Annotated in this window: 20 protein-coding genes and 1 tRNA gene; 12 read left to right on the top strand and 9 right to left on the bottom strand. The window is 68.4% G+C overall.

Annotation, left to right across the window (positions count from 1 at the left end; genetic code table 11):
• Positions 1 to 93: 93 nt before the first annotated feature.
• The 12 genes from F3T56_RS05045 to F3T56_RS04995 all read left to right on the top strand — a co-directional run bounded on the left by F3T56_RS05045 (position 94) and on the right by F3T56_RS04995 (position 6847).
• The gene (locus F3T56_RS05045; RefSeq protein ID WP_149823468.1) at positions 94 to 423 is read left to right on the top strand and encodes an SCO3933 family regulatory protein; all 330 of its coding nucleotides are present in this window, start codon (positions 94 to 96) and stop codon (positions 421 to 423) included.
• 2 nt (positions 424 to 425) lie between these two features.
• Positions 426 to 1787, top strand: coding sequence for an FtsK/SpoIIIE domain-containing protein (locus F3T56_RS05040; protein ID WP_149823467.1), 1362 nt, complete (start codon positions 426 to 428; stop codon positions 1785 to 1787).
• A gap of 81 nt (positions 1788 to 1868) precedes the next feature.
• Complete coding sequence (locus F3T56_RS45995) at positions 1869 to 2021, top strand: hypothetical protein (protein WP_172638805.1); 153 nt, start codon at positions 1869 to 1871, stop codon at positions 2019 to 2021.
• Between the two features lie 5 nt (positions 2022 to 2026).
• Positions 2027 to 2206 carry a hypothetical protein gene (locus tag F3T56_RS05035; RefSeq protein ID WP_149823466.1) on the top strand — a complete coding sequence of 60 codons (180 nt, stop codon included), beginning with the start codon at positions 2027 to 2029 and terminating at the stop codon, positions 2204 to 2206.
• 75 nt (positions 2207 to 2281) lie between these two features.
• Entirely contained in the window at positions 2282 to 2953 is a 672-nt protein-coding gene (locus tag F3T56_RS05030; RefSeq protein WP_149823465.1) for a DUF2637 domain-containing protein, read from the top strand.
• Between the two features lie 19 nt (positions 2954 to 2972).
• Entirely contained in the window at positions 2973 to 3164 is a 192-nt protein-coding gene (locus tag F3T56_RS05025; protein WP_149823464.1) for a mobile element transfer protein, read from the top strand.
• 13 nt (positions 3165 to 3177) lie between these two features.
• A complete protein-coding gene (locus tag F3T56_RS05020; protein ID WP_246203406.1) occupies positions 3178 to 3558 on the top strand; it encodes a hypothetical protein in 381 nt (126 codons plus the stop codon).
• 93 nt (positions 3559 to 3651) lie between these two features.
• Positions 3652 to 3831 (top strand): hypothetical protein, encoded by a 180-nt coding sequence (locus F3T56_RS05015; protein ID WP_149823463.1) that lies wholly within the window; start codon positions 3652 to 3654, stop codon positions 3829 to 3831.
• A 5-nt stretch (positions 3832 to 3836) separates the two neighbouring features.
• The gene (locus F3T56_RS05010) at positions 3837 to 4076 is read left to right on the top strand and encodes a hypothetical protein (protein WP_246203405.1); all 240 of its coding nucleotides are present in this window, start codon (positions 3837 to 3839) and stop codon (positions 4074 to 4076) included.
• Between the two features lie 4 nt (positions 4077 to 4080).
• A complete protein-coding gene (gene repSA, locus F3T56_RS05005; protein ID WP_149823461.1) occupies positions 4081 to 5505 on the top strand; it encodes a replication initiator protein RepSA in 1425 nt (474 codons plus the stop codon).
• Complete coding sequence (locus tag F3T56_RS05000) at positions 5502 to 5690, top strand: helix-turn-helix domain-containing protein (RefSeq protein ID WP_149823460.1); 189 nt, start codon at positions 5502 to 5504, stop codon at positions 5688 to 5690. Before repSA ends, F3T56_RS05000 begins: the two co-directional genes overlap by 4 nt.
• Positions 5690 to 6847 carry a tyrosine-type recombinase/integrase gene (locus F3T56_RS04995; protein WP_149823459.1) on the top strand — a complete coding sequence of 386 codons (1158 nt, stop codon included), beginning with the start codon at positions 5690 to 5692 and terminating at the stop codon, positions 6845 to 6847. Before F3T56_RS05000 ends, F3T56_RS04995 begins: the two co-directional genes overlap by 1 nt.
• A 55-nt stretch (positions 6848 to 6902) precedes the next feature.
• Here F3T56_RS04995 and F3T56_RS04990 read toward each other — a convergent pair.
• From F3T56_RS04990 to dnaA, 9 genes are all read right to left on the bottom strand, one after another.
• Positions 6903 to 6979: transfer RNA gene (locus F3T56_RS04990), tRNA-Ile, on the bottom strand.
• A gap of 177 nt (positions 6980 to 7156) precedes the next feature.
• On the bottom strand, positions 7157 to 7966 hold the full coding sequence (locus F3T56_RS04985; RefSeq protein WP_149823458.1) for a DUF3566 domain-containing protein: 810 nt from the start codon (positions 7964 to 7966) through the stop codon (positions 7157 to 7159).
• A gap of 18 nt (positions 7967 to 7984) precedes the next feature.
• Positions 7985 to 10579, bottom strand: a complete 2595-nt coding sequence (gene gyrA, locus F3T56_RS04980; protein WP_149823457.1) for a DNA gyrase subunit A — start codon at positions 10577 to 10579, stop codon at positions 7985 to 7987.
• 42 nt (positions 10580 to 10621) lie between these two features.
• Positions 10622 to 12691 (bottom strand): DNA topoisomerase (ATP-hydrolyzing) subunit B, encoded by a 2070-nt coding sequence (gene gyrB, locus F3T56_RS04975; protein WP_149823456.1) that lies wholly within the window; start codon positions 12689 to 12691, stop codon positions 10622 to 10624.
• 395 nt (positions 12692 to 13086) lie between these two features.
• Positions 13087 to 13620 carry a DciA family protein gene (locus F3T56_RS04970; RefSeq protein ID WP_172638804.1) on the bottom strand — a complete coding sequence of 178 codons (534 nt, stop codon included), beginning with the start codon at positions 13618 to 13620 and terminating at the stop codon, positions 13087 to 13089.
• On the bottom strand, positions 13617 to 14741 hold the full coding sequence (gene recF, locus F3T56_RS04965; protein ID WP_149823455.1) for a DNA replication/repair protein RecF: 1125 nt from the start codon (positions 14739 to 14741) through the stop codon (positions 13617 to 13619). The genes F3T56_RS04970 and recF overlap by 4 nt, the downstream gene beginning before the upstream one ends.
• 95 nt (positions 14742 to 14836) lie before the next feature.
• Positions 14837 to 15712, bottom strand: coding sequence for a phosphogluconate dehydrogenase (NAD(+)-dependent, decarboxylating) (gene gnd / locus F3T56_RS04960; RefSeq protein ID WP_149823454.1), 876 nt, complete (start codon positions 15710 to 15712; stop codon positions 14837 to 14839).
• A 197-nt stretch (positions 15713 to 15909) separates the two neighbouring features.
• Complete coding sequence (dnaN, locus tag F3T56_RS04955) at positions 15910 to 17040, bottom strand: DNA polymerase III subunit beta (protein ID WP_149823453.1); 1131 nt, start codon at positions 17038 to 17040, stop codon at positions 15910 to 15912.
• A gap of 891 nt (positions 17041 to 17931) precedes the next feature.
• A complete protein-coding gene (dnaA, locus tag F3T56_RS04945) occupies positions 17932 to 19911 on the bottom strand; it encodes a chromosomal replication initiator protein DnaA (RefSeq protein ID WP_149823452.1) in 1980 nt (659 codons plus the stop codon).
• Positions 19912 to 20112 lie beyond the last annotated feature (201 nt).

The following is a 20112-nucleotide window of genomic DNA, read 5'->3' as shown; positions in this document are numbered from 1 at the left end:
CGATGGTGTCGGAACACAAGCGGCCCCGGACTGCGTGCCATCCGCCAAGATCACAACGCAGCCCGGGGCCTGTCCCCTAAGGGAGACTCCATAATGCCGTCCTTCAAGATCGACCTCTCGACCGCCGTGGTGTTCGTAGCGACCGCGCCGGAACCGAAGATGGTCAACAAGAAGACCGGGGAACGGGCCGTGGACCGTGACACCAACGCCGGTCTGTCGACCGTGGGCCTGCTGGTCTCGGACGAGGGGGAGGGGAACCTCTACCAGGTGACCGTGCCGGAGACCGGTTTCCCCGAGGGCCTGATGCCGGGTATGCCGGTGCGGGTCGTCGGCCTCAAGGCGCGTGACTGGGAGAACGAGTTCAACGGCCAGAAGCGGCACGGGATCTCGTTCCGCGCGGTCGCGATCACCCCGGCGGCCTGACCATGGCCGACCTGTCCCCCTGGGTGGAACTCGGGACCGTGGCCGCTGGCGCCGGCGGGCTCGGCTACGCGAAGGTCCGTGCTCCTCGCGCGTACTGGTCGCTGGTCGGTCTGCCGGTCACCTGGGGCCGGTTCACCTGGACCTACGGCTCGACCATGGAGGTGTGCGGGCTGACGGTGCAGCCGTCTCGCTTCCGCGCCTTCGTGGCCCGCAACCTGGCCCGCCAGGAGGTGCGGCCGGTGCCGCCGAAGGTCCGCCGGGTGGTCCCGACCTCGACTGGCCTGCGGGTGACGCTCCGGCTTCCCGCCGGTCTGGAGCCTGCCGACCTCGCCGCGTCGACCGAGCGTCTCCGCCACGCCTGGGGAGTCCGCTCGGTGAGTGTGGCGGAGACCAAGCCCGGCTATGTCGAGTTGCGGATGACCGGCTACGACGTGCTCAACCGGGTTCGTCTGCCGCGTACGTACCGACCTCGTGACCTGGTCGTCCCGGTCGCGCTGCGGGAGGACGGCACGGTTTTCGAGCGGAACTACCGCGAAGTCCCGATGGCGCTGACCCTGGGTGCGAACCAGTCCGGCAAGTCGGTGTATCAGCGCAGTCTGATCAAGGGGCTGGCTCAGTTGCCGGTCGGGTTGATCGGTATCGACTGCAAGCGTGGTGTCGAACAGAGCCGCTACGCGCCCCGGCTGTCGGCGCTGGTCACCACCCCGGAGGATGCAGCACGTCTGATAGACGCGCTGGTCATCGAGATGGAAGAGCGGTTCGATCTCCTCGCGCTGCATGGGGTGTCGGATCTGTGGGAGCTACCTGAGCGTCTGCGGCCGGTGCCGCTGGTGGTGCTGATCGACGAGATCGCGGAACTGTTCCTCGTGATCTCCAAGAAGGACGAACCGGCCCGTGACCGCACGGTCATGCAACTGGTGCGTCTGGGGCAGATGGCTCGTGCGATCGGGATCTATCTGGAGGTGTGCGGGCAGCGCTTCGGCTCCGACCTCGGCCGTGGCGCTACCGCCCTGCGTGCCCAGCTCACCGGCCGTGTGGTGCACCGCGTCAACGACAAGGCCAGTGCCGAAATGGGCCTGGCCGACATCTCCCCGGAAGCGGTCGCAGCGTCCACCTCGATCCCCGCGAACCGTCCCGGTACGGCGGTGGCCGGCGACACCTCCGGCGGCTGGTCCCGCATCCGCACCCCCGAGATCACCCCGGCCGAAGCGGTTGCCGTCTGCCGCCAGTTCGCCCACCTCACCCCGGAGCTGCCGTTCCTGGCACCGTTCAGGCCCGTCGACCGGATGGCCTCGCCGCTGCTCGTCGTGCCGCCGATGCCGACCGTGCCGCCGCTGGTACAGGCCAGCTCGGTCACCGAGTAACACCCCCGTTCCACGGTCGGCGCGACCGCCCCGCGTCAAGTCCCTACCCCCGCCATGCCAAAACCCGAAGGGAGAGATCACGTGACGGTCATCCCGTTCCCGAAGCCCGACCCGCGCCCGGTTGACCCGCTGGAATCGGCCCTGCTCTCCGCGTGGAACAACTCGCCGGACGTCATGGACGACTACCGCGACGAAGAGCCGGAAGACGACTCCGACTCCGCATGGGCTTGGTGATCGCGGTGGCCGACCGAACGACCTCGAAGCGGCCTCCCGCGAACGTCACCAAGTGCGAGCCGTGCAAGGGCTCCGGTGAGGTCTCCCGCACGGTCCGCGTCGGACGCAAGCAGCGGACGGTCGGTCAGCAGACCGGCTTGTGCCTGAACTGCCTGGGTGCCGGCGAGATCCCCGCCGACGACTGAACCCGCCGGGGTTGGGCGGCCGGAGACCTGCTCCCCGCCCGCCCCGGCCCGACACCTGCGAAGGAGGTGAAGACCGTGACCCGCTCGATCCGCCCGGACGCCGTACTCGTACAGGCCGTGATCGCCGGGGCGTTGTCCTTCGCCCACCTGCACGACCTCGCCGAAGCAGCCGGACAGACCGGCTGGAAGGCATGGGCCTACCCCATCAGCGTTGACCTGCTCCTCGTCGCCGCGTGGCGCCGGTTGCGCACCGCCCGCCGCGACCGCGCCGCCTGGACCTGGTTCGTGATCGCCCTGGCTGCCTCCCTCGGGGCCAACATCGCCACCGCCGGACTCCTCGACCTCGATGCGGTCCCGGCCTGGCTGCGCATCCTCGTAGCGGGCTGGCCGGCGCTGGCCTTCCTCGGCGGCACGCTCCTCGTCCACGCCCCCACGGTCGACCACGCGACCCCCGCCCCGGCGGTGGCCAGCGAGGAACCGGCTCCGGTCGAGGTCGAGACGATCCGCGACGAACCACCCGCCCCGGCCCCGGCGCCTGAGCCGGCGTCCGTGCCGGAACTGCCCGCCGCTCAACCGGCCTCCGCCGTGAACGCCCCGGCCGTGCCCCCGGCACTGGTCGACCACGCCCGCAAGGTCGCCACCGACCACCGCGCCCGCACCGGCACCGACATCGACACCGCCACCCTGCGCGCCCGCCTCGGCATCCCTGAAGACCTCGCCGGCGCGATCGCCGCCCAACTCGCCTGACAAACAAGGAGGTTCACCCATGTCCCGCCGCCCGAACACCTTCTACGACGTGGTCCGCATCGGTCCCGTCAAGGTCGGCTCCTTCTACAACGGGCGCGGCCAGACCAAGCACACGGCCGCGTGCACCGCCCCGAAGTGCGGTTTCTCGTCCGAGTACGACGACCGGTCGGCGGCCGAACTCGCCGCCCGCACCCACCGCTGCACGGCCTGAGAGGAGAGATCCCATGCGGCTGCCCGACGAACAGTTCCGCGCCGGACACATCCCGTCCGACCTGGTGCGCGAGATGCCGCCCGGTACCGACCTGCGGAAGGTCGTGATCGTCCAGGAAGCCCCGCGCTCCTACAAGGGCCCGATCGTCATGACCCTGCTGATCATCACCGGCTCGGTCGCGGTGCTACTGGTGATCGCCTTCGTCGTCCAGGTCATCGCCAGCGCGGCTGTAGCAGTCCTCTCGGCGACCGGCGGGCTCACCTACGCGATCAATCGCACGTCCAAGAACAAACGGGAGTTATCCCGCGCGGGCACCCGTCGGCGTTCCCGCTCGCCGCGCAAGCGTCCGGTTCGTTCCCGGCCCGTCCGGTCCAGTAACCGCTACCGCAAGTAGCACCCTCCGGGGCGGCCTCAACCGCCAAGTTTCCGCCGCCCCGGACGGCTCCACCACTTCCCGATCTTTCGATCCGAAAGGGCTGTACTCATCATGCCTCTCCGCGTCCCGAACCGTCCGGTCTGCCACCACTGCGACGGCTTCCCCGTCGTCTCGATCACCACCGGCGACCGCCACCGCGACGGTTCCCGCGTCCTCCTCCGCGTCATCTGCCGGGCCTGCCGGGGCACCGGCTACGCCCTCCCCGCCGCCCTCACCCGAGCGGGGCGGTGACGGCCGTGGCTGACCTGACCCCGACCCCGGACCGTCCGGGCCTGCACGTGGCCGCCGAACCGATCTACCGGCGTCACGACGACCCCGCCCGCTGGTGGAACACCACGGCGTCCACCCCGTCCGGCTCCTACACCTGTGGCCCGTGTGGGCAGTCCGACACCGCCACCGGCCATCGCGACGTGGCCGCCCTGGTCGACGACTACACCGCCAACCACGGCCCCGCCCACGCCCGGAAGAACGGGTGATCGCGTGACCGACACCGCCACCCTGGCGGGTCTCGACCCGGCCACCCTCGCCGACGCGCTGAGGGTGGCCGGGTCCGGCGACTTCGACCGCTGGCAAGAGCAGATTCGCCGTACCGGTGGCTGCTCCGACCCCATCCGGCTTATGGGCGGCACGAAGACGATCGACCCCGCCACGAAGACGATCCTGCACGCCTACTCCACCGACACCGAGCCGGGCGGCATGCTCCGCGTCGCCTGCGGCAACCGTCGTGCCTCCCGTTGCCCGGCCTGCGCCTGGACTTACGCCGGCGACACCTACCACCTCATCCGGGCCGGCCTCACCGGTGACCCGGCCAAGGGCACCCCGGAGACCGTGCGCGAACACCCCCGCGTCTTCGCCACCCTCACCGCCCCCTCCTTCGGCCCCGTCCACAACCGCCCCGGTAACCGGCCCTGCCGCTGCGGTACCCGGCACGCTGAGGACGCTCCTGAACTCGGCACCGCCCTCGACCCGGTCTCGTACGACTACGCGGGTGCGGTGCTGTGGAACAACCATGCCTCCGAGCTGTGGCGCTACTTCACGATCTACCTCCGCCGCGAGATCGCCCGCCGTGCCGGACTCACCCAGAAAGCCGCTCATGAACAGTCCCGGCTGTCCTTCGGTAAGGTCGCCGAATACCAGAAGCGCGGGGCCGTGCACTTCCACGCCGTGATCCGCTTCGACGGACCGGACGGGCCCGACTCCCCGCCGCCGGCCTGGGCCACCCTCGATCTCCTCACCGACGCCATCGGCGCCGCCGCTGCCCGCGTCGCGGTCGAGGTGCCCCCGGCCCGCTACCAGCCGAACCCCGACCAGCCCGCACACACCGAGCCGGCCCGCACGCTGCGATGGGGCACGCAGCTCGACGTGCAGCCCATCGGCGCCTTCGGCCACGGCGAAGAGATCACCGAAAAGGCTGTCGCCTCGTACGTCGCGAAGTACGCCACGAAGGCGGCTGAGACCACCGGCACCGTGGACCGCCGGATCGGCAACAAAGAAGCCCTCGTACTCCTCGGCGTCCCCGACCACCCCCGCCGACTGATCGAAGCATGCCTAGACCTGCACGCGCTCTACCCGGAACGGAAGCTGCGGGACTGGGCTCACATGCTCGGCTTCCGGGGCCACTTCTCCACCAAGTCCCGCCGCTACTCCACCACCCTCGGTGCCCTCCGCCAGGTCCGCGCCGACTACCGCGCCGCCCAGCAACGAGCCGCCCTCGGCCTGCCCGACCCTGACGACATCCCGGAGGCAACCACGCTCACGCTCGCCCACTGGACCTACGCCGGCCACGGCTACACCCCCGGCGAATCCTGGCTCGCCGCCACCATCCGCCGGGACATCCAACAGAACCGCGAAACCGCCCGCGAAGCCCTCGTAGATCTACCCGACCTGGAAGGAGCCTCCGTATGACCATCGCCGCCCCGGTGCTGCTCACGGTGCCGGAGACCATGGCGCAGCTCAAGGTCGGCCGGACCAAGGTCTACGACCTGATCCGCACGCATCGCCTGGTCTCGATCAAGATCGACGGTTGCCGTCGCATCCCGGCTGACTCCGTACGGGACTTCATCGTTGGCCGACTCGGAGAGGCTGCCTGATGGCCAAGCGTCGACCCAACGGCGGCGGGACGATCGCCAAGCGTGCTGACGGCCGGTACCAGGGAGCCGCGTACGTCACCGACACCGAGGGCAACCGCGTCCGGAAGTACGTCTACGGCGCGACCTGGGATGAAGCCGCTGAGAAGCTCGGCAAGCTCCAAGACCAGGAGCGCAACGGTATCCCGGTGCCGTCCCGGTCCTGGAGCCTCGGGGAGTGGCTGGCCTACTGGCTTGAGCACATCGTGAAGCCGGATCGCGAGCACAACACGTACGTCAAGTACGAGTCGAAGGTGCGGCTCTACCTCGTTCCTCACCTCGGCAAGAAGCCCATGGTGAAGCTCTCGCCGGCTCAGATCCGCACGTGCATGGCCGCGTTGACGCGCGAGAAGGTTCCCGCAGCTACTCGCTTCGAGGTGCTGCGTACGCTCCGGAACGCCCTCAACCGTGCCATGCGCGAGGAGCTGCTGACGCGTAACGTCGCGCTTCTGGTCGACATGCCCAAGGTCAGCAAGGACAAAGGACGGGCCTGGAGTGCGCGTGAGGCGATCAGCTTCCTGCGGACTGCCCGCGCTCACCGCTTCTACGCGGCCTGCGTTCTGATCCTCGTCCTCGGTCTCCGCCGGAGTGAGGTGCTGGGCCTTCGCTGGCAGGACATCGACTTTGAGAACCGGCAGTTCACCCCGACCAAGCAGGTGCAGCGGGAGAAGGGCGTGGGACTGATCCTCAAGGACCTCAAGACCGATTCCTCGACGGCCGTTCTTCCGCTTCCGGAGTTCTGCGCCCGCGCCCTGGAAGAGCGTCGGGAACTGCAAGATCTAGAGCGGCAGATCGTTGGGGACTCCTGGGAGCAAGGGCCGGACCATGACGTGATCTTCTCGTCGGAGCGCGGCGGGCTGACCGACCCGGTGGGCTTCTCCCGAGCCTTCAACGCCCTCGTGAAGCGGGCCGGCGTGCGTCGGATCACAGTCAGGCTCGCTCGGCACACCTGCGGGACCCTGCTCGCCTTCCTCAAGGTGCACCCCAAGGTCGCTCAGACGATCCTCCGGCACAGCCAGATCAGCATGACCATGGACGTCTACACGCACGTGGTCGGCTCCGACCAACGCGAAGCAACCGAGATGCTCGCCGAGCTACTGGAAGATCAAATCATCGGCTGATGTCAGCCGATGATGTCAAAAGACCACCTACTCAAAGAGCAGGTGGTCTTTTGGCTGGTGGGGCTAACAGGATTTGAACCTGTGGCCTCATCCTTATCAGGGATGCGCTCTAACCAACTGAGCTATAGCCCCGCCGCGCTTTGCGGTGTGTGTCCCGCGCGCTGACTCCTGAAGATTAGCGCACGACGTGGGCAGTCCCAAAATCGATACCTGGAGGGGGCCGGTGGCCGCCCTTGACGAGGTGGGACACCCCGTAGGGGACTGCGTTTTACGCCGTCCCCCGGCTCACACGTCGCTGAGAGAGGACGCTTACTCGTCCTCGGCCAGCGTCAGCTCGATGCCGCCCACGAAGCCCGCGGAGAGGTTGTAGATGAAGGCACCGAGGGTGGCGAGGGCGGTGGCGAGGACGACGTCGATGACCGCGATGATCGCGGTGAAGATCAGCACGTTGGGCAGCGACAGGAACGACTGCAGATCGAAGCCGTTGGACTCGTTCGAGCCGGTGGCCTCGGAGATGGTGGCACCGACCGTCGAGAAGACGCCCATCGCGTTCATGACCATCCACAGCACCGCCGCCGCGACGACGGTGCAGATGCCGAGGGCGATGGAGAGCAGGAAGCTGACCTTCATCACGGACCACGGGTCGGCCTTGGCCACCCGCAGCCGTGCCTTACGCGTACGCGGCGTCGTACGCGCCCCCGTACGCGGCTTGCGCGAGGCACCCTCGGGGGCCGGCTGGTAGGCCTGCGGCGGGTGGTACGGGCCCTGCTGCTGCGGCCGCCGCTCCCCGGGCAGTGCCGAGCCACCGGCCTGGGCCGGTGGCTGCGCGTGCGGCTGTGCCTGGGCAGGAGCCGGGCCGGGCCCGCCCTTGGCCGCGGCCGGGCCTGACTGCTGCTGCTGCTGGGTCTGCGAACCCCGGGTGTCCGTCACGGTTCCCCCCTGGGATCCCTGCCCGTCGGGCGACGACGAGTCGGCCGCACTCGGCTTGATCGCCTTCAGCTGGGTGGTGTGCGTGTCCATCGCACGCGCGGCGGAGCCACGGCCGCCGCCGTCCGCCTCCGCACCGGTCGAAGGGCCGGCCGAAGAACCGGACGATCCGGCGCCCGTGGCTCCGCTCACGCTGACTCACTCCTCGTGCTACTCGGACAAGGGTCCCTCACCCTCGTCCGTACCGGTCGTCGCGGCGACTTCGACGGCCTCGTCCACGGCTTCGTCGCCGTCGACCTCTTCCGCCTCGCGCCCCGCCTCGGCGTTACGGGCGATACCGACCACGGCATCGCGCTTGCCCAGATTGATCAGTTGGACGCCCATGGTGTCACGGCCGGTTTCCCTGATCTCGTTGACTCGCGTACGAATCACACCGCCCGACAGCGTGATGGCGAGGATCTCATCGGTCTCCTCGACCACCAGCGCGCCGACGAGCGAGCCGCGGTCCTCGACGATCTTGGCGGCCTTGATACCGAGGCCACCGCGACCCTGGACGCGGTACTCGTCGACGGCGGTCCGCTTCGCGTACCCACCGTCTGTGGCAGTGAACACGAACGTACCGGTTCGAACAACATTCATCGAGAGCAGCTCGTCTCCCTCACGGAAACTCATGCCCTTGACACCCGAGGTGGCACGGCCCATGGGCCGCAGCGCCTCGTCCGTCGCCGTGAAGCGGATCGACTGTGCCTTCTTGCTGATCAGAAGGATGTCATCCTCGGCCGAGACGAGTTCGGCTCCGATCAGTTCGTCGTCGGAACCGTCCTCCTTCGCACGGAGGTTGATCGCGATCACACCGCCGGAACGGGGCGAATCGTAATCCTTCAGAGGCGTCTTCTTCACAAGTCCGCCCTTGGTGGCCAGCACCAGGTAGGGCGCCGCCTCGTAGTCGCGGATCGCGAGGATCTCGGCGATCGCCTCGTCCGGCTGGAAGGCCAGAAGGTTGGCGACGTGCTGTCCACGCGCGTCACGTCCGGCGTCCGGCAGCTCGTAGGCCTTGGCCCGGTAGACGCGGCCCTTGTTGGTGAAGAAGAGCAGCCAGTGGTGGGTCGTGGACACGAAGAAGTGGTCGACGATGTCGTCTTCCTTGAGCTTCGTGCCGCGTACGCCCTTGCCGCCGCGCTTCTGCGCGCGGTAGTCGACCGTCTTGGTCCGCTTGACGTAACCGCCGCGCGAGACGGTGACGACGATGTCCTCCTCGGCGATGAGGTCCTCGATGGACATGTCGCCGTCGTAGGGCACCAGCATGGTCTTGCGGTCGTCGCCGTACTTCTCGACGATCGCGGCGAGTTCCGCGCTGACGATCCCGCGCTGCCGGACCGGGGAGGCGAGGATCTCGTTGTACTCGTTGATCTTCGCCTGGAGTTCGGCGTGCTCCTGGAGGATCTTCTGACGCTCCAGGGCGGCCAGGCGGCGCAGCTGCATCTCGAGGATCGCGTTGGCCTGGATCTCATCGATCTCCAGCAGGCCCATCAGGCCCGTACGCGCGATCTCGACGGTGTCGCTGCGCCGGATCAGCGCGATGACCTCGTCGATGGCGTCCAGAGCCTTCAACAGGCCGCGCAGGATGTGCGCGCGCTCCTCGGCCTTGCGCAGCCTGAAGCGCGTACGACGGACGACGACCTCGATCTGGTGCGTCACCCAGTGGCGGATGAACGCGTCCAGGGAGAGGGTGCGGGGCACGCCGTCGACCAGCGCCAGCATGTTGGCGCCGAAGTTCGTCTGCAGGTCGGTGTGCTTGTACAGGTTGTTCAGCACGACCTTGGCGACCGCGTCACGCTTCAGGACGATGACCAGACGCTGGCCCGTACGGGACGACGTCTCGTCGCGGACGTCCGCGATGCCGCCGATCTTGCCGTCCTTCACTAGGTCGGCGATCTTCTGCGCGAGGTTGTCCGGGTTGACCTGGTACGGCAGCTCCGTGACCACCAGGCACTGGCGGTTCTGGATCTCCTCGACCTCGACGACCGCGCGCATCGTGATGGAGCCGCGGCCCGTGCGGTACGCCTCCTCGATGCCCTTGCGGCCGACCACCAGGGCGCCGGTCGGGAAGTCGGGGCCCTTGATGCGCTCGATCAGCGCGTCCAACAGCTCCTCGTGGGAGGCCTCGGGGTTCTCCAGATACCACTGGGCGCCGGCCGCGACCTCGCGGAGGTTGTGCGGCGGGATGTTGGTCGCCATGCCGACCGCGATACCCGCCGAGCCGTTGATCAGCAGGTTCGGGAAGCGGGCGGGCAGGACGGTCGGCTCCTGGGAGCGGCCGTCGTAGTTGTCCGTGAAGTCGACAGTCTCCTCGTCGATGTCGCGGACCATCTCCATCGACAGCGGCGCCATCTTGCACTCGGTGTAGCGCATGGCCGCCGCCGGGTCGTTGCCCGGCGAGCCGAAGTTGCCGTTGGAGTCCACCAGCGGCATCCGCATCGACCACGGCTGCGCGAGGCGGACCAGCGCGTCGTAGATCGAGGAGTCGCCGTGCGGGTGGTAGTTACCCATGACGTCGCCGACGACGCGGGCGCACTTGTAGAAGCCCTTCTCGGGCCGGTAGCCGCCGTCGTACATGGCGTACAGGACGCGGCGGTGGACGGGCTTGAGACCGTCACGTACGTCAGGCAGCGCGCGGGAGACGATGACGGACATCGCGTAGTCGAGGTACGAGCGCTGCATCTCCGTCTCGAGCCCGACGGGCTCGACACGCATGACGATCTCGCCGCCCTCTTCGGGCGTCACTGGAGTGTTCTGGTCGGCCATTGCTGGTGAGGATCCTTCCTGGTGCGGTCAGCTGGGACCGACTCAGATGTCGAGGAAGCGGACGTCCTTGGCGTTGCGCTGGATGAACGCGCGGCGCGCCTCGACGTCCTCGCCCATCAGGACCGAGAAGAGGTCGTCAGCCTGGGCGGCGTCGTCGAGGGTGACCTGGCCGAGGACGCGGTGCTCCTGGTCCATCGTCGTGATGCGCAGTTCCTCGGCGTTCATCTCGCCGAGACCCTTGAAGCGCTGGATCGAGTCCTCCCGGATGCGCTTGCCGCGCTGGCGGCCCATCTCGGTCAGCGCGTCGCGCTCGCGGTCGGAGTACGCGTACTCGACGTCCTCCCGACCCCACTTGATCTTGTAGAGCGGCGGACGGGACAGGAACACGTGCCCGGCCTCGACCAGCGGCCGCATGAAGCGGAACAGGAAGGTCAGCAGCAGGGTGTTGATGTGCTGGCCGTCGACGTCGGCGTCCGCCATCAGGATGATCTTGTGATAGCGCAGCTTCTCGATGTCGAAGTCCTCGTGGACTCCGGTGCCGAAGGCCGAGATCAGCGCCTGGATCTCCTGGTTCTGCAGGATCTTGTCGATCCTGGCCTTCTCCACGTTGAGGATCTTGCCTCGGATCGGGAGGATCGCCTGGTACTCGGGGTTCCGGCCGGACTTGGCCGAGCCACCGGCGGAGTCACCCTCGACGATGAAGATCTCGCACTTGATGGGGTCGTTCGACTGGCAGTCGGAGAGCTTGCCCGGCAGGGACGCCGTCTCCAGCAGACCCTTGCGCCGAGTGAGGTCCCGGGCCTTGCGGGCCGCCACGCGCGCGGTGGCCGCCTGGATGCCCTTGCGGACGATGTCCGCCGCCTCGACCGGGTTGCGGTCCAGCCAGTCGTTCAGGTGCTCGTAGACCGCCTTCTGGACGAAGGTCTTGGCCTCCGTGTTGCCCAGCTTGGTCTTGGTCTGTCCCTCGAACTGAGGCTCGCTCAGCTTCACCGAGATGATCGCCGTCAGACCCTCGCGGATGTCGTCGCCCGTGAGGTTGTCGTCCTTCTCACGCAGCAGTTTCTTGTCGCGCGCGTACTTGTTGATCAGGTTGGTGAGCGCCGCGCGGAAGCCCTCTTCGTGCGTACCGCCCTCGTGGGTGTGGATGATGTTCGCGAAGGAGTAGACGCCCTCGGTGTAACCACTGTTCCACTGCATCGCGACTTCGAGGGAGAGACTCTTGTCCTTGTCCTCCGCCTCAAGGTCGATCACCGTCGGGTGCACCGCGTCTCCCTTGCGGGAGTTGAGGTACTTCACGAAGTCGACGATGCCGCCCTCGTAGTGGTACGTCACGGTCTTGACCTCGGCGGTCTCGTCCGCGCCTGCCTCGTCCGCTCCGGAGGTCGCCTTGGCCGACTCGCGCTCGTCAGTGAGTTTGATCGTCAAACCCTTGTTGAGGAACGCCATCTCCTGGAAGCGCCGCGAGAGCGTCTCGAAGGAGTACTCGGTGGTCTCGAAGATGTCCGAGTCGGCCCAGAAGGTGACCGACGTGCCGGTCTTCTCGATGGCCTCGTGCTTGGCCAGCGGCGCCGTGGGGACGCCCATCTTGTAGTCCTGCGTCCAGCGGTGGCCGTCAGTCCTGACCTCGACCGCGACCTTGGAGGACAGGGCGTTCACCACGGACACGCCCACGCCGTGCAGACCGCCGGAGACCGCGTAGCCGCCGCCGCCGAACTTGCCGCCCGCGTGCAGGACGGTCAGCACGACCTCGACGGCCGGCTTGCCCTCGGACGGGACGATGCCCACCGGGATACCACGGCCGTTGTCGACGACGCGCACACCGCCGTCGGCCAGGATCGTCACGTCGATGGTGTCCGCGTGGCCGGCCAGCGCCTCGTCGACCGAGTTGTCGACGACCTCGTACACGAGGTGGTGAAGTCCGCGCTCACCGGTCGAGCCGATGTACATACCGGGTCGCTTGCGGACCGCGTCCAGGCCCTCGAGGACGGTGATGGCGCTGGCGTCGTACGCCGTGGTTGAGGCCTCGGCGACTCCAGCCGGGGCCTCGGTGGACAGGATGTTCTCGTTGGGGTTGCCGGAATCGGCCACGAAGCGCCCTTTCTGGCACAGCACAAGCCAGACTCCCGGCGGGTTTGCCGGAGCGGCTGCGGCGTGTTGCGGTGGAAGCCTTTGTCAGCGTTACACAGTGTTTCCGAAGCGGTCCCCACGAATGGGGCGGGATTCGCTCCCAGTCTACCGGTAGCGCCGACAGTGATGGGGGTTTGCCGGTACCTGAGTCCGCATGTGCCGCCCTGAACCGGTCTCTCCCGACTCCCCATATGCGGAGCGGGGCTCCAAGAGGCTCACGGAGGCACTCAGCGCTTCCGGGTGTCAACCCTTTGCTACCCCCGGGTCAGGTCGGCGTTCGCAACCGCATGCGAACGCGCGTGCCGCAGCACGTGGCCGCTCGCCGGGCAGCCGGAGACTCCCGCTCGGGGGCATGGATGTGCTTGAGAATGTGACTACGGTCACCCGTAGGTATCGCCGGGACCGGTGCTCCCCGGGGCGCGCAGAGGACCGTAGCGACGGGCGGAACCGTCGGGGCCGTGCACCTTGAGCAGCCGTACCGTGCCGTGCCCGAGGTCCTCGTTGAGCCGGGCGACCAGTTGCGGTGCCAGCATCCGCACGTTCGTCGCCCACGCCGTGGAGTCGCACCGCACGTGCAGGACCCGCTCGTCCTCGTCGTATCTCTCCGGCACGCAGCGCTTGGCCAGGTCCTCGCCGACGATCTGCGGCCAGCGGCCCATGACCCCGCCGACGGCGGCCGGGGTCTCCCAGCCGCGCTCGGTGATCAGCCGGTTGATGGCGGAGCCGAGGGCCATCGGATCACGGCCGTCGGCTCGCGCTCCGGAGCGCAGACCGCCACCACGTCGCGCCTGCTTCTTCTGCTGCGCGGCATCCCCACGCGCGCGTGCGGCTTCCTTGGCGGCGCGCAGCGCCACGCGCGCGAGGTCCACACCGGAGGGCTCGGGAGGCTTCGGGGTTCCCTCGGATCCGCTCATACGCGCTCCACCGTCCCGTCGGAGACGGCGTACCGTGTCCCCGTCAGTACGCCCGGTACGTCGTCGTCGACCGCCGCGGTCACCAGCACCTGCTCGCCCGGCGCGACCAACTCCGCCAGGCGCTCCCTGCGGCGGGTGTCCAACTCGGCGAAGACGTCGTCCAGGATCAGCACCGGCTCGTTGCCCTCGGCCCGCAGCAGGTCGTACGAGGCGAGGCGCAGCGCCAGGGCGTACGACCAGGACTCGCCGTGGGAGGCGTATCCCTTGGCGGGCAGCTGACCAAGTTTGATTATCACGTCGTCCCGGTGGGGTCCGACGAGGGTGACGCCCCGCTCGATCTCCTGCTTGCGGGCCTCGACGAGGGCGGCCATCAGCTGCTCGTACAGCTCCTCGCGCGCGTGGCCGACGATGCCGGGCGAGGAGGGTTTGTATTCCAGACTCACCGGGCCGCCGCCGGGCGCCAGCTGCTCGTACGCCTTGTCGGTCAGCGGCTGGACGGCCGCGACCAGGTCCAGACGCTGGGCGAGTAGTTCGGCGCCCACGCGCGCGAGGTGCTGGTCCCACACGTCGAGCGTCGACAGGTCCATGGTGCGGCCCCCGTGACGGCGGGCCAGCGCGGCCGTCTTGAGGAGGGTGTTGCGCTGCTTGAGGACCCGCTCGTAGTCGGAGCGCACGCCCGCCATGCGGGGCGCCCGCGCGGTGATCAGCTCGTCGAGGAAACGACGCCGCTCCCCGGGGTCGCCCTTGACCAGGGCGAGGTCCTCGGGCGCGAACAGCACCGTCCGTATGATGCCGAGCACATCACGCGGTCTGACCTGCGAGGACCTGTTGATACGGGCGCGATTGGCCTTACCGGGGTTCAGCTCCAGCTCGATCAGCTGCTGACGCTCCCCCTGGCGCACCTGCGCCCGGATCACCGCGCGGTCGGCGCCCATGCGGACCAGCGGCGCGTCGGAGGAGACGCGATGGCTGCCGAGGGTCGCGAGATAGCCGACGGCCTCGACCAGGTTCGTCTTGCCCTGCCCATTGGGGCCCACGAACGCGGTGACGCCCGGGTCGAGCGGGACCTCGACCCGGGCGTACGAGCGGAAGTCGGCCAGCGACAGATGCGTGACGTGCATGGTCGGGTGCCGACCTCCCCCAGGCTTGTGGACCGCTGTGCGGCCCTGTGGATTACTTCTCGTCGACCGTTCGTTCTTACGTTCTGTGCCGTGGGCTACTTCTTCTCGACCGCGTGGCCGCCGAACTGGTTCCGCAACGCCGCGATCATCTTCATCTGCGGGGAGTCCTCCTGACGCGAGGCGAACCGCGCGAAGAGCGAGGCCGTGATCGCGGGCAGCGGCACGGCGTGGTCGATGGCGGCCTCCACGGTCCAGCGGCCCTCGCCCGAGTCCTGTGCATAACCCTTGAGCCGCTCCAAGTGCTCGTCCTCGTCAAGGGCGTTGACCGCGAGGTCCAGCAGCCAGGAGCGGATGACCGTGCCCTCCTGCCAGGAGCGGAACACCTCACGGACGTCCGTCACCGAGGCGACCTTCTCCAGCAGCTCCCAGCCCTCGGCGTACGCCTGCATCATCGCGTACTCAATGCCGTTGTGGACCATCTTCGCGAAGTGCCCGGCGCCGACCTTGCCGGCGTGCACCGAGCCGAGGTCGCCCTCGGGCTTCAGCGCGTCGAAGATCGGCCGCACCTTGGCGACGTTCTCGGCGTCGCCGCCGTACATCAGCGCGTAGCCGTTCTCCAGGCCCCAGACACCGCCGGAGACGCCGCAGTCGACGAAACCGATGCCCTTGGCCGCGAGTTCCCCGGCGTGCTTCTCGTCGTCCGTCCAGCGCGAGTTCCCGCCGTCCACGACCACGTCGCCGGGCTGCAGGAGCTCGGCGAGCTCGTCGATGGTCGACTGAGTGGCGGCACCGGCCGGGACCATCACCCACACGACGCGGGGGCCCTTGAGCTTGCCCACAAGCTCTTCGAGGCTGTGGACATCGGCGAGATCCGGGTTCCGGTCGTATCCGATGACGGTGTGGCCGGCGCGGCGGATCCGCTCGCGCATGTTGCCGCCCATCTTGCCGAGGCCGACGAGACCGAGCTCCATCAGTTGTTCCTTAGGTTGCGACGTGGCATGAGGGCACCTGCGTACCCACACACGACCCTAAACCCGGACGCTCACGCACACCTGTGGGCATACCCGCTCATACGTTGCCTCCGACCTGCGGCTTCGTGCCGAGGGCCCGGTGATCCATCCACCGGGCCCCACAGCATTGTGGACAACCGCGAAGGTCGTCGGGCCGCTCAGCCGCTCAGCCGCACCGGCATGATCAGGTACTTGTAGGCCTCGTCCGCCTCCGCGTCCACCGCCGGCTTGCCGCTGAGCAGCGCGGGCTTCGTGGACGTCGTGAAGGACAGCTGGGCGACCGGGGAGTCGATGGCGCTCAGGCCGTCCAGGAGGAACGTCGGGTTGAAGGCGATCGAGATGTCGTCGCCCTCCAGCTGGGCGTCGACCCTTTCCACAGCCTGTGCGTCGTCGCTGGAGCCGGCCTCCAGAATCAGCACGCCCTGCTCGAAGCTCAGCCGCACCGGGGTGTTCCGCTCGGCGACCAGGGCCACGCGCTTGACGGCCTCCACGAACGGGGCGGTCTCGATGACGGCCACGCTGTTGAACTCCGTCGGGAACAGCGTGCGGTACTTCGGGAGGTCGCCCTCGAGGAGACGCGTCGTCGTACGACGGCCGGCGCCCTCAAAACCGATCAGGCCCTCGCCCGCGCCCGAGCCGGACAGCGCCAGGATGACGCTGTCGCCGCTCGTGAGCGCCTTGGCGGTGTCCAGGAGCGTCTTGGCGGGTACCAGGGCGACCGCGGACGCCTCCGGGTTCTCCGGCTTCCACAGGAACTCACGGACCGCGAAGCGGTAGCGGTCGGTGGACGCCAGCGTGACGGTGTCGCCCTCGATCTCGATGCGCACACCGGTGAGGACGGGCAGCGTGTCGTCACGCCCGGCGGCGATGGCCACCTGGGCGGCCGCGGAGGCGAAGATCTCGCCGGGGACGGTGCCCGTGGCGTTCGGCATCTGCGGCAGCGACGGGTACTCCTCCACAGGCAGTGTGTGGAGGGTGAACCGCGAGGAGCCGCAGACCACGGTCGCCCGTACACCGTCTGTGGAAATCTCCACCGGGCGGTTGGGGAGGGCTCGGCAGATGTCCGCGAGGAGACGGCCCGAGACGAGGACCGTGCCCTCCTCGTCGACCTCCGCCTCCACGGAGACGCGCGCGGAGACCTCGTAGTCGAAGCTGGACAGGCTCAGCTGGCCGTCCTCAGCCTTCAGAAGGAGGCCGGCGAGGACAGGCGCCGGCGGACGGGCCGGGAGGCTGCGCGCCGCCCAGGCCACTGCCTCCGCGAGTACGTCGCGTTCCACCCGGATCTTCACTGTTGCCGCCTCCTGCTGTTGCCGGCGCTTCTCGCCCTGCCTGGCTTCGTCGTCTGTCTCGGTGTCGCTGGCTCCTGTGAGGGGAAGGACACCGGGGACCAGTCTGACGCACGCCACTGACACTCGGAGCCTCTCGGGGTCAAGTCGTGACGAGGCGCGGTCAGGCAGCCGGGAGCGAGTTGTGCACAGGACCCACTTCGAAACGGATTCCCAGCTCTCTCTAGTTGGGAGTAGTAGTAGGGCCTGTGGAAACCGTGGATAACCCCGTTTCCGCAGCTCAGGCGGCAGATTTTGTCCACGGGGCCTGTGGGTGGAGGCGGTGGACAACCAGGGGTCTCTGTGGAGAACAGAAAGTTCTGCACACACCGTGCACAGCCCCAGGGCACTTCTCCCCAGCGGCGTCCCCAGGTTTACCCGCCTTTCCCACAGGCCAACCGGGCAACTTCGTGTGACGCCTTTCACTCGACACGGTGAGAAGGCGCTCAGGCTTGCCGAACAGTGGACAGCCATGTGGAGAAGCGGGCGATCACTGGGGACAATCGGCCGCAGCCTGTGGGTCGTCGGTGGACAACTTCGTCCACAGTCTGTGGATCTCCGCTTTGTCCACAGCCTGTGGAGATCTTTCGTCCACGGATCCACAGGTGGCTGACCTGGCCCGATGATCCCTCAACAGCCTGCCCTGTGGACACGATCTGCATAACTTCCCGGTCCCCAGGGTGTGGACGGGAAAAAGTCACCGAATCTGTGGAGGAAGGCCGTAACGCGGCAAGTATTCGAACAGCTGATGACGGCCGGGCGACGGGGGAAGCGGTCGGCAGGTGCCACAGGAACGCCGAGGGCGCCCTCGGGAACTCGTCCCGGGGCGCCCTCAGCGACGTAGACGGCCTTCTGTCAGCCGTTCTTGATGCGGTTCGTCAGCTCCGTCACCTGGTTGTAGATGGAGCGCCGCTCGGCCATCAGCGCGCGGATCTTGCGGTCGGCGTGCATGACGGTGGTGTGGTCGCGGCCGCCGAACTGCGCGCCGATCTTCGGCAACGACAGGTCTGTCAGCTCGCGGCACAGATACATGGCGATCTGCCGGGCCGTCACCAGCTGGCGGCCACGTGAGCTGCCGCACAGGTCCTCGACCGTGAGGCCGAAGTAGTCGGCGGTCGCCGCCATGATGGCCGTCGCGGTGATCTCCGGCGTCGAGTCCTCACCGCCGGGGATCAGGTCCTTGAGAACGATCTCCGTGAGGCCCAGGTCCACCGGCTGCCGGTTGAGCGACGCGAAGGCCGTCACCCGGATCAGCGCGCCCTCCAGCTCGCGGATGTTGCGCGAGATGCGGGAGGCGATGAACTCCAGTACCTCCGGCGGGGCGTTGAGCTGTTCCTGCACCGCCTTCTTGCGGAGGATCGCGATGCGCGTCTCCAGCTCGGGCGGCTGGACGTCGGTGATCAGTCCCCACTCGAAACGGTTCCGCAGCCGGTCCTCCAGGGTCACCAGCTGCTTGGGCGGCCGGTCGCTGGAGAGCACGATCTGCTTGTTGGCGTTGTGGAGCGTATTGAAGGTGTGGAAGAACTCCTCCTGCGTCGACTCCTTGTCCGCGAGGAACTGGATGTCGTCGACGAGCAGGATGTCCATCTCGCGGTACCGCTTGCGGAAGCTGTCGCCCTTGCCGTCGCGGATGGAGTTGATGAACTCGTTGGTGAACTCCTCGGAGCTCACGTACCGCACCCGCGTGCCCGGGTAGAGGCTGCGCGCGTAGTGCCCGATCGCGTGCAGCAGGTGCGTCTTGCCGAGTCCCGACTCCCCATAGATGAAAAGGGGGTTGTACGCCTTCGCCGGCGCCTCGGCGACGGCCACCGCGGCGGCGTGCGCGAAGCGGTTCGAGGCGCCGATGACGAACGTGTCGAAGAGGTACTTGGGGTTCAGCCGGGCCGTGGGCTCGCCCGGACCGGGCGCGGGCGCGGGCTGAGCGGCCAGCGGGCCGGGCGCGCTGCCGGCCGGACCGCCACGGTGCACATGCCCCGGACCCGGCGACGGCTCGGGCAGCTCACGCCGGTCCGGCCGCTGGTCGTAGTCGCTGCCCGGCCGGTCGTAGTCGTCGCGCCCGGAGCCGTACTCCGGACGCTGCTGGTCGTACGGCGGCCGCTCCAGCGACTGCGAGCGGTAGTTCTGCGACGGCGATGCGTACGGGTCCCGCTCCGGGAAACCGAGACGCTGCTGCTGCCAGCCGTAGTCGTCCTGCGAGGGCCGCGGCCAGGCGCCCGGCTCGGGGCGCTGGTACTCGGACGGGTACGCGGGCCGGGCGGTCGGCAGCTGATCGGCGCGACCGGGGGGGTGCTGGTCCGTGCGCGGGTGCGGCAGCTGGTCGCCGGCCCCACCGGGCAGTTGTTCGCCGCGTCCCGGCCCGCGGTCGTCGGCACGGTGACGGCCGTAACTCTCGTAGGTGTCCCGGGTTTGGCTCTCGTACGAGCCCTGACTGTCATAGGCGTCCCGCCCCTGACTGTCGTATGTGTCCCTGCTGTCGTAGGCGTCCCGGTGCTGACCCGCGCCCGAGGGGAGGTCCGGCTCCTCGAATCGGGGCTGGACGGGCGGGGCGGGCTGCTCGCCCACCGAGCTGTCGACAGTGATCGCGATACGGATGGGGCGGCCGCACTCCCGGCTGAGGGTCTCGCTGACGATCGGCGCGAGACGGCCTTCGAGTACGCCTTTCGCGAACTCGTTCGGGACGGCGAGAAGAGCGGTGTCCGCGACCAGCGCGAGCGGCTGGCAGCGCTTGATCCAGCGCTCGTCCTTCACCTCGACACCTTGGCCGCGGCCCTCACCGAGAAGCTTTTCCAGTACGCGTGGCCACACTGCGGCAAGATCGGCAGGTACGTCAGCCACAGGGCACGCTCTCTCACAGGTCCCACGAACGTGTGGTTCTGGGACGGGTCGGGATGGATCTCGGTTGGTGCGCTCGGGACCAGGTCTGGTGGGTGGGTCGGATCCCAGCAGTCGAGGAAAGGGAACGAAGCAGAGTTCCGTCACGGTAGTCACGGCGGCGGGTGCGGTTCAAGTTGTTGTCCCCAGGCTGTGGATAGTGGC

This window comes from Streptomyces tailanensis, from assembly GCF_008386495.1.
In the GTDB taxonomy this organism is placed as follows: domain Bacteria; phylum Actinomycetota; class Actinomycetes; order Streptomycetales; family Streptomycetaceae; genus Streptomyces; species Streptomyces tailanensis.
Note: the sequence above shows the minus strand (reverse complement) of the source record. Positions and strands in the feature narration are given on the sequence as shown.

What these genes read in the sequence shown, in the direction of transcription:
- F3T56_RS05045 (WP_149823468.1), top strand. Translation starts at nt 94, where the DNA reads ATGCCGTCCTTCAAGATCGACCTCTCGACCGCCGTGGTGTTCGTAGCG.
- F3T56_RS05040 (WP_149823467.1), top strand. Translation starts at nt 426, where the DNA reads ATGGCCGACCTGTCCCCCTGGGTGGAACTCGGGACCGTGGCCGCTGGC.
- F3T56_RS05025 (WP_149823464.1), top strand. Translation starts at nt 2,973, where the DNA reads ATGTCCCGCCGCCCGAACACCTTCTACGACGTGGTCCGCATCGGTCCC.
- F3T56_RS05020 (WP_246203406.1), top strand. Translation starts at nt 3,178, where the DNA reads ATGCGGCTGCCCGACGAACAGTTCCGCGCCGGACACATCCCGTCCGAC.
- F3T56_RS05015 (WP_149823463.1), top strand. Translation starts at nt 3,652, where the DNA reads ATGCCTCTCCGCGTCCCGAACCGTCCGGTCTGCCACCACTGCGACGGC.
- F3T56_RS05000 (WP_149823460.1), top strand. Translation starts at nt 5,502, where the DNA reads ATGACCATCGCCGCCCCGGTGCTGCTCACGGTGCCGGAGACCATGGCG.
- F3T56_RS04995 (WP_149823459.1), top strand. Translation starts at nt 5,690, where the DNA reads ATGGCCAAGCGTCGACCCAACGGCGGCGGGACGATCGCCAAGCGTGCT.
- gyrA (WP_149823457.1), bottom strand. Translation starts at nt 10,579, where the DNA reads ATGGCCGACCAGAACACTCCAGTGACGCCCGAAGAGGGCGGCGAGATC.
- F3T56_RS04970 (WP_172638804.1), bottom strand. Translation starts at nt 13,620, where the DNA reads ATGAGCGGATCCGAGGGAACCCCGAAGCCTCCCGAGCCCTCCGGTGTG.
- recF (WP_149823455.1), bottom strand. Translation starts at nt 14,741, where the DNA reads ATGCACGTCACGCATCTGTCGCTGGCCGACTTCCGCTCGTACGCCCGG.
- gnd (WP_149823454.1), bottom strand. Translation starts at nt 15,712, where the DNA reads ATGGAGCTCGGTCTCGTCGGCCTCGGCAAGATGGGCGGCAACATGCGC.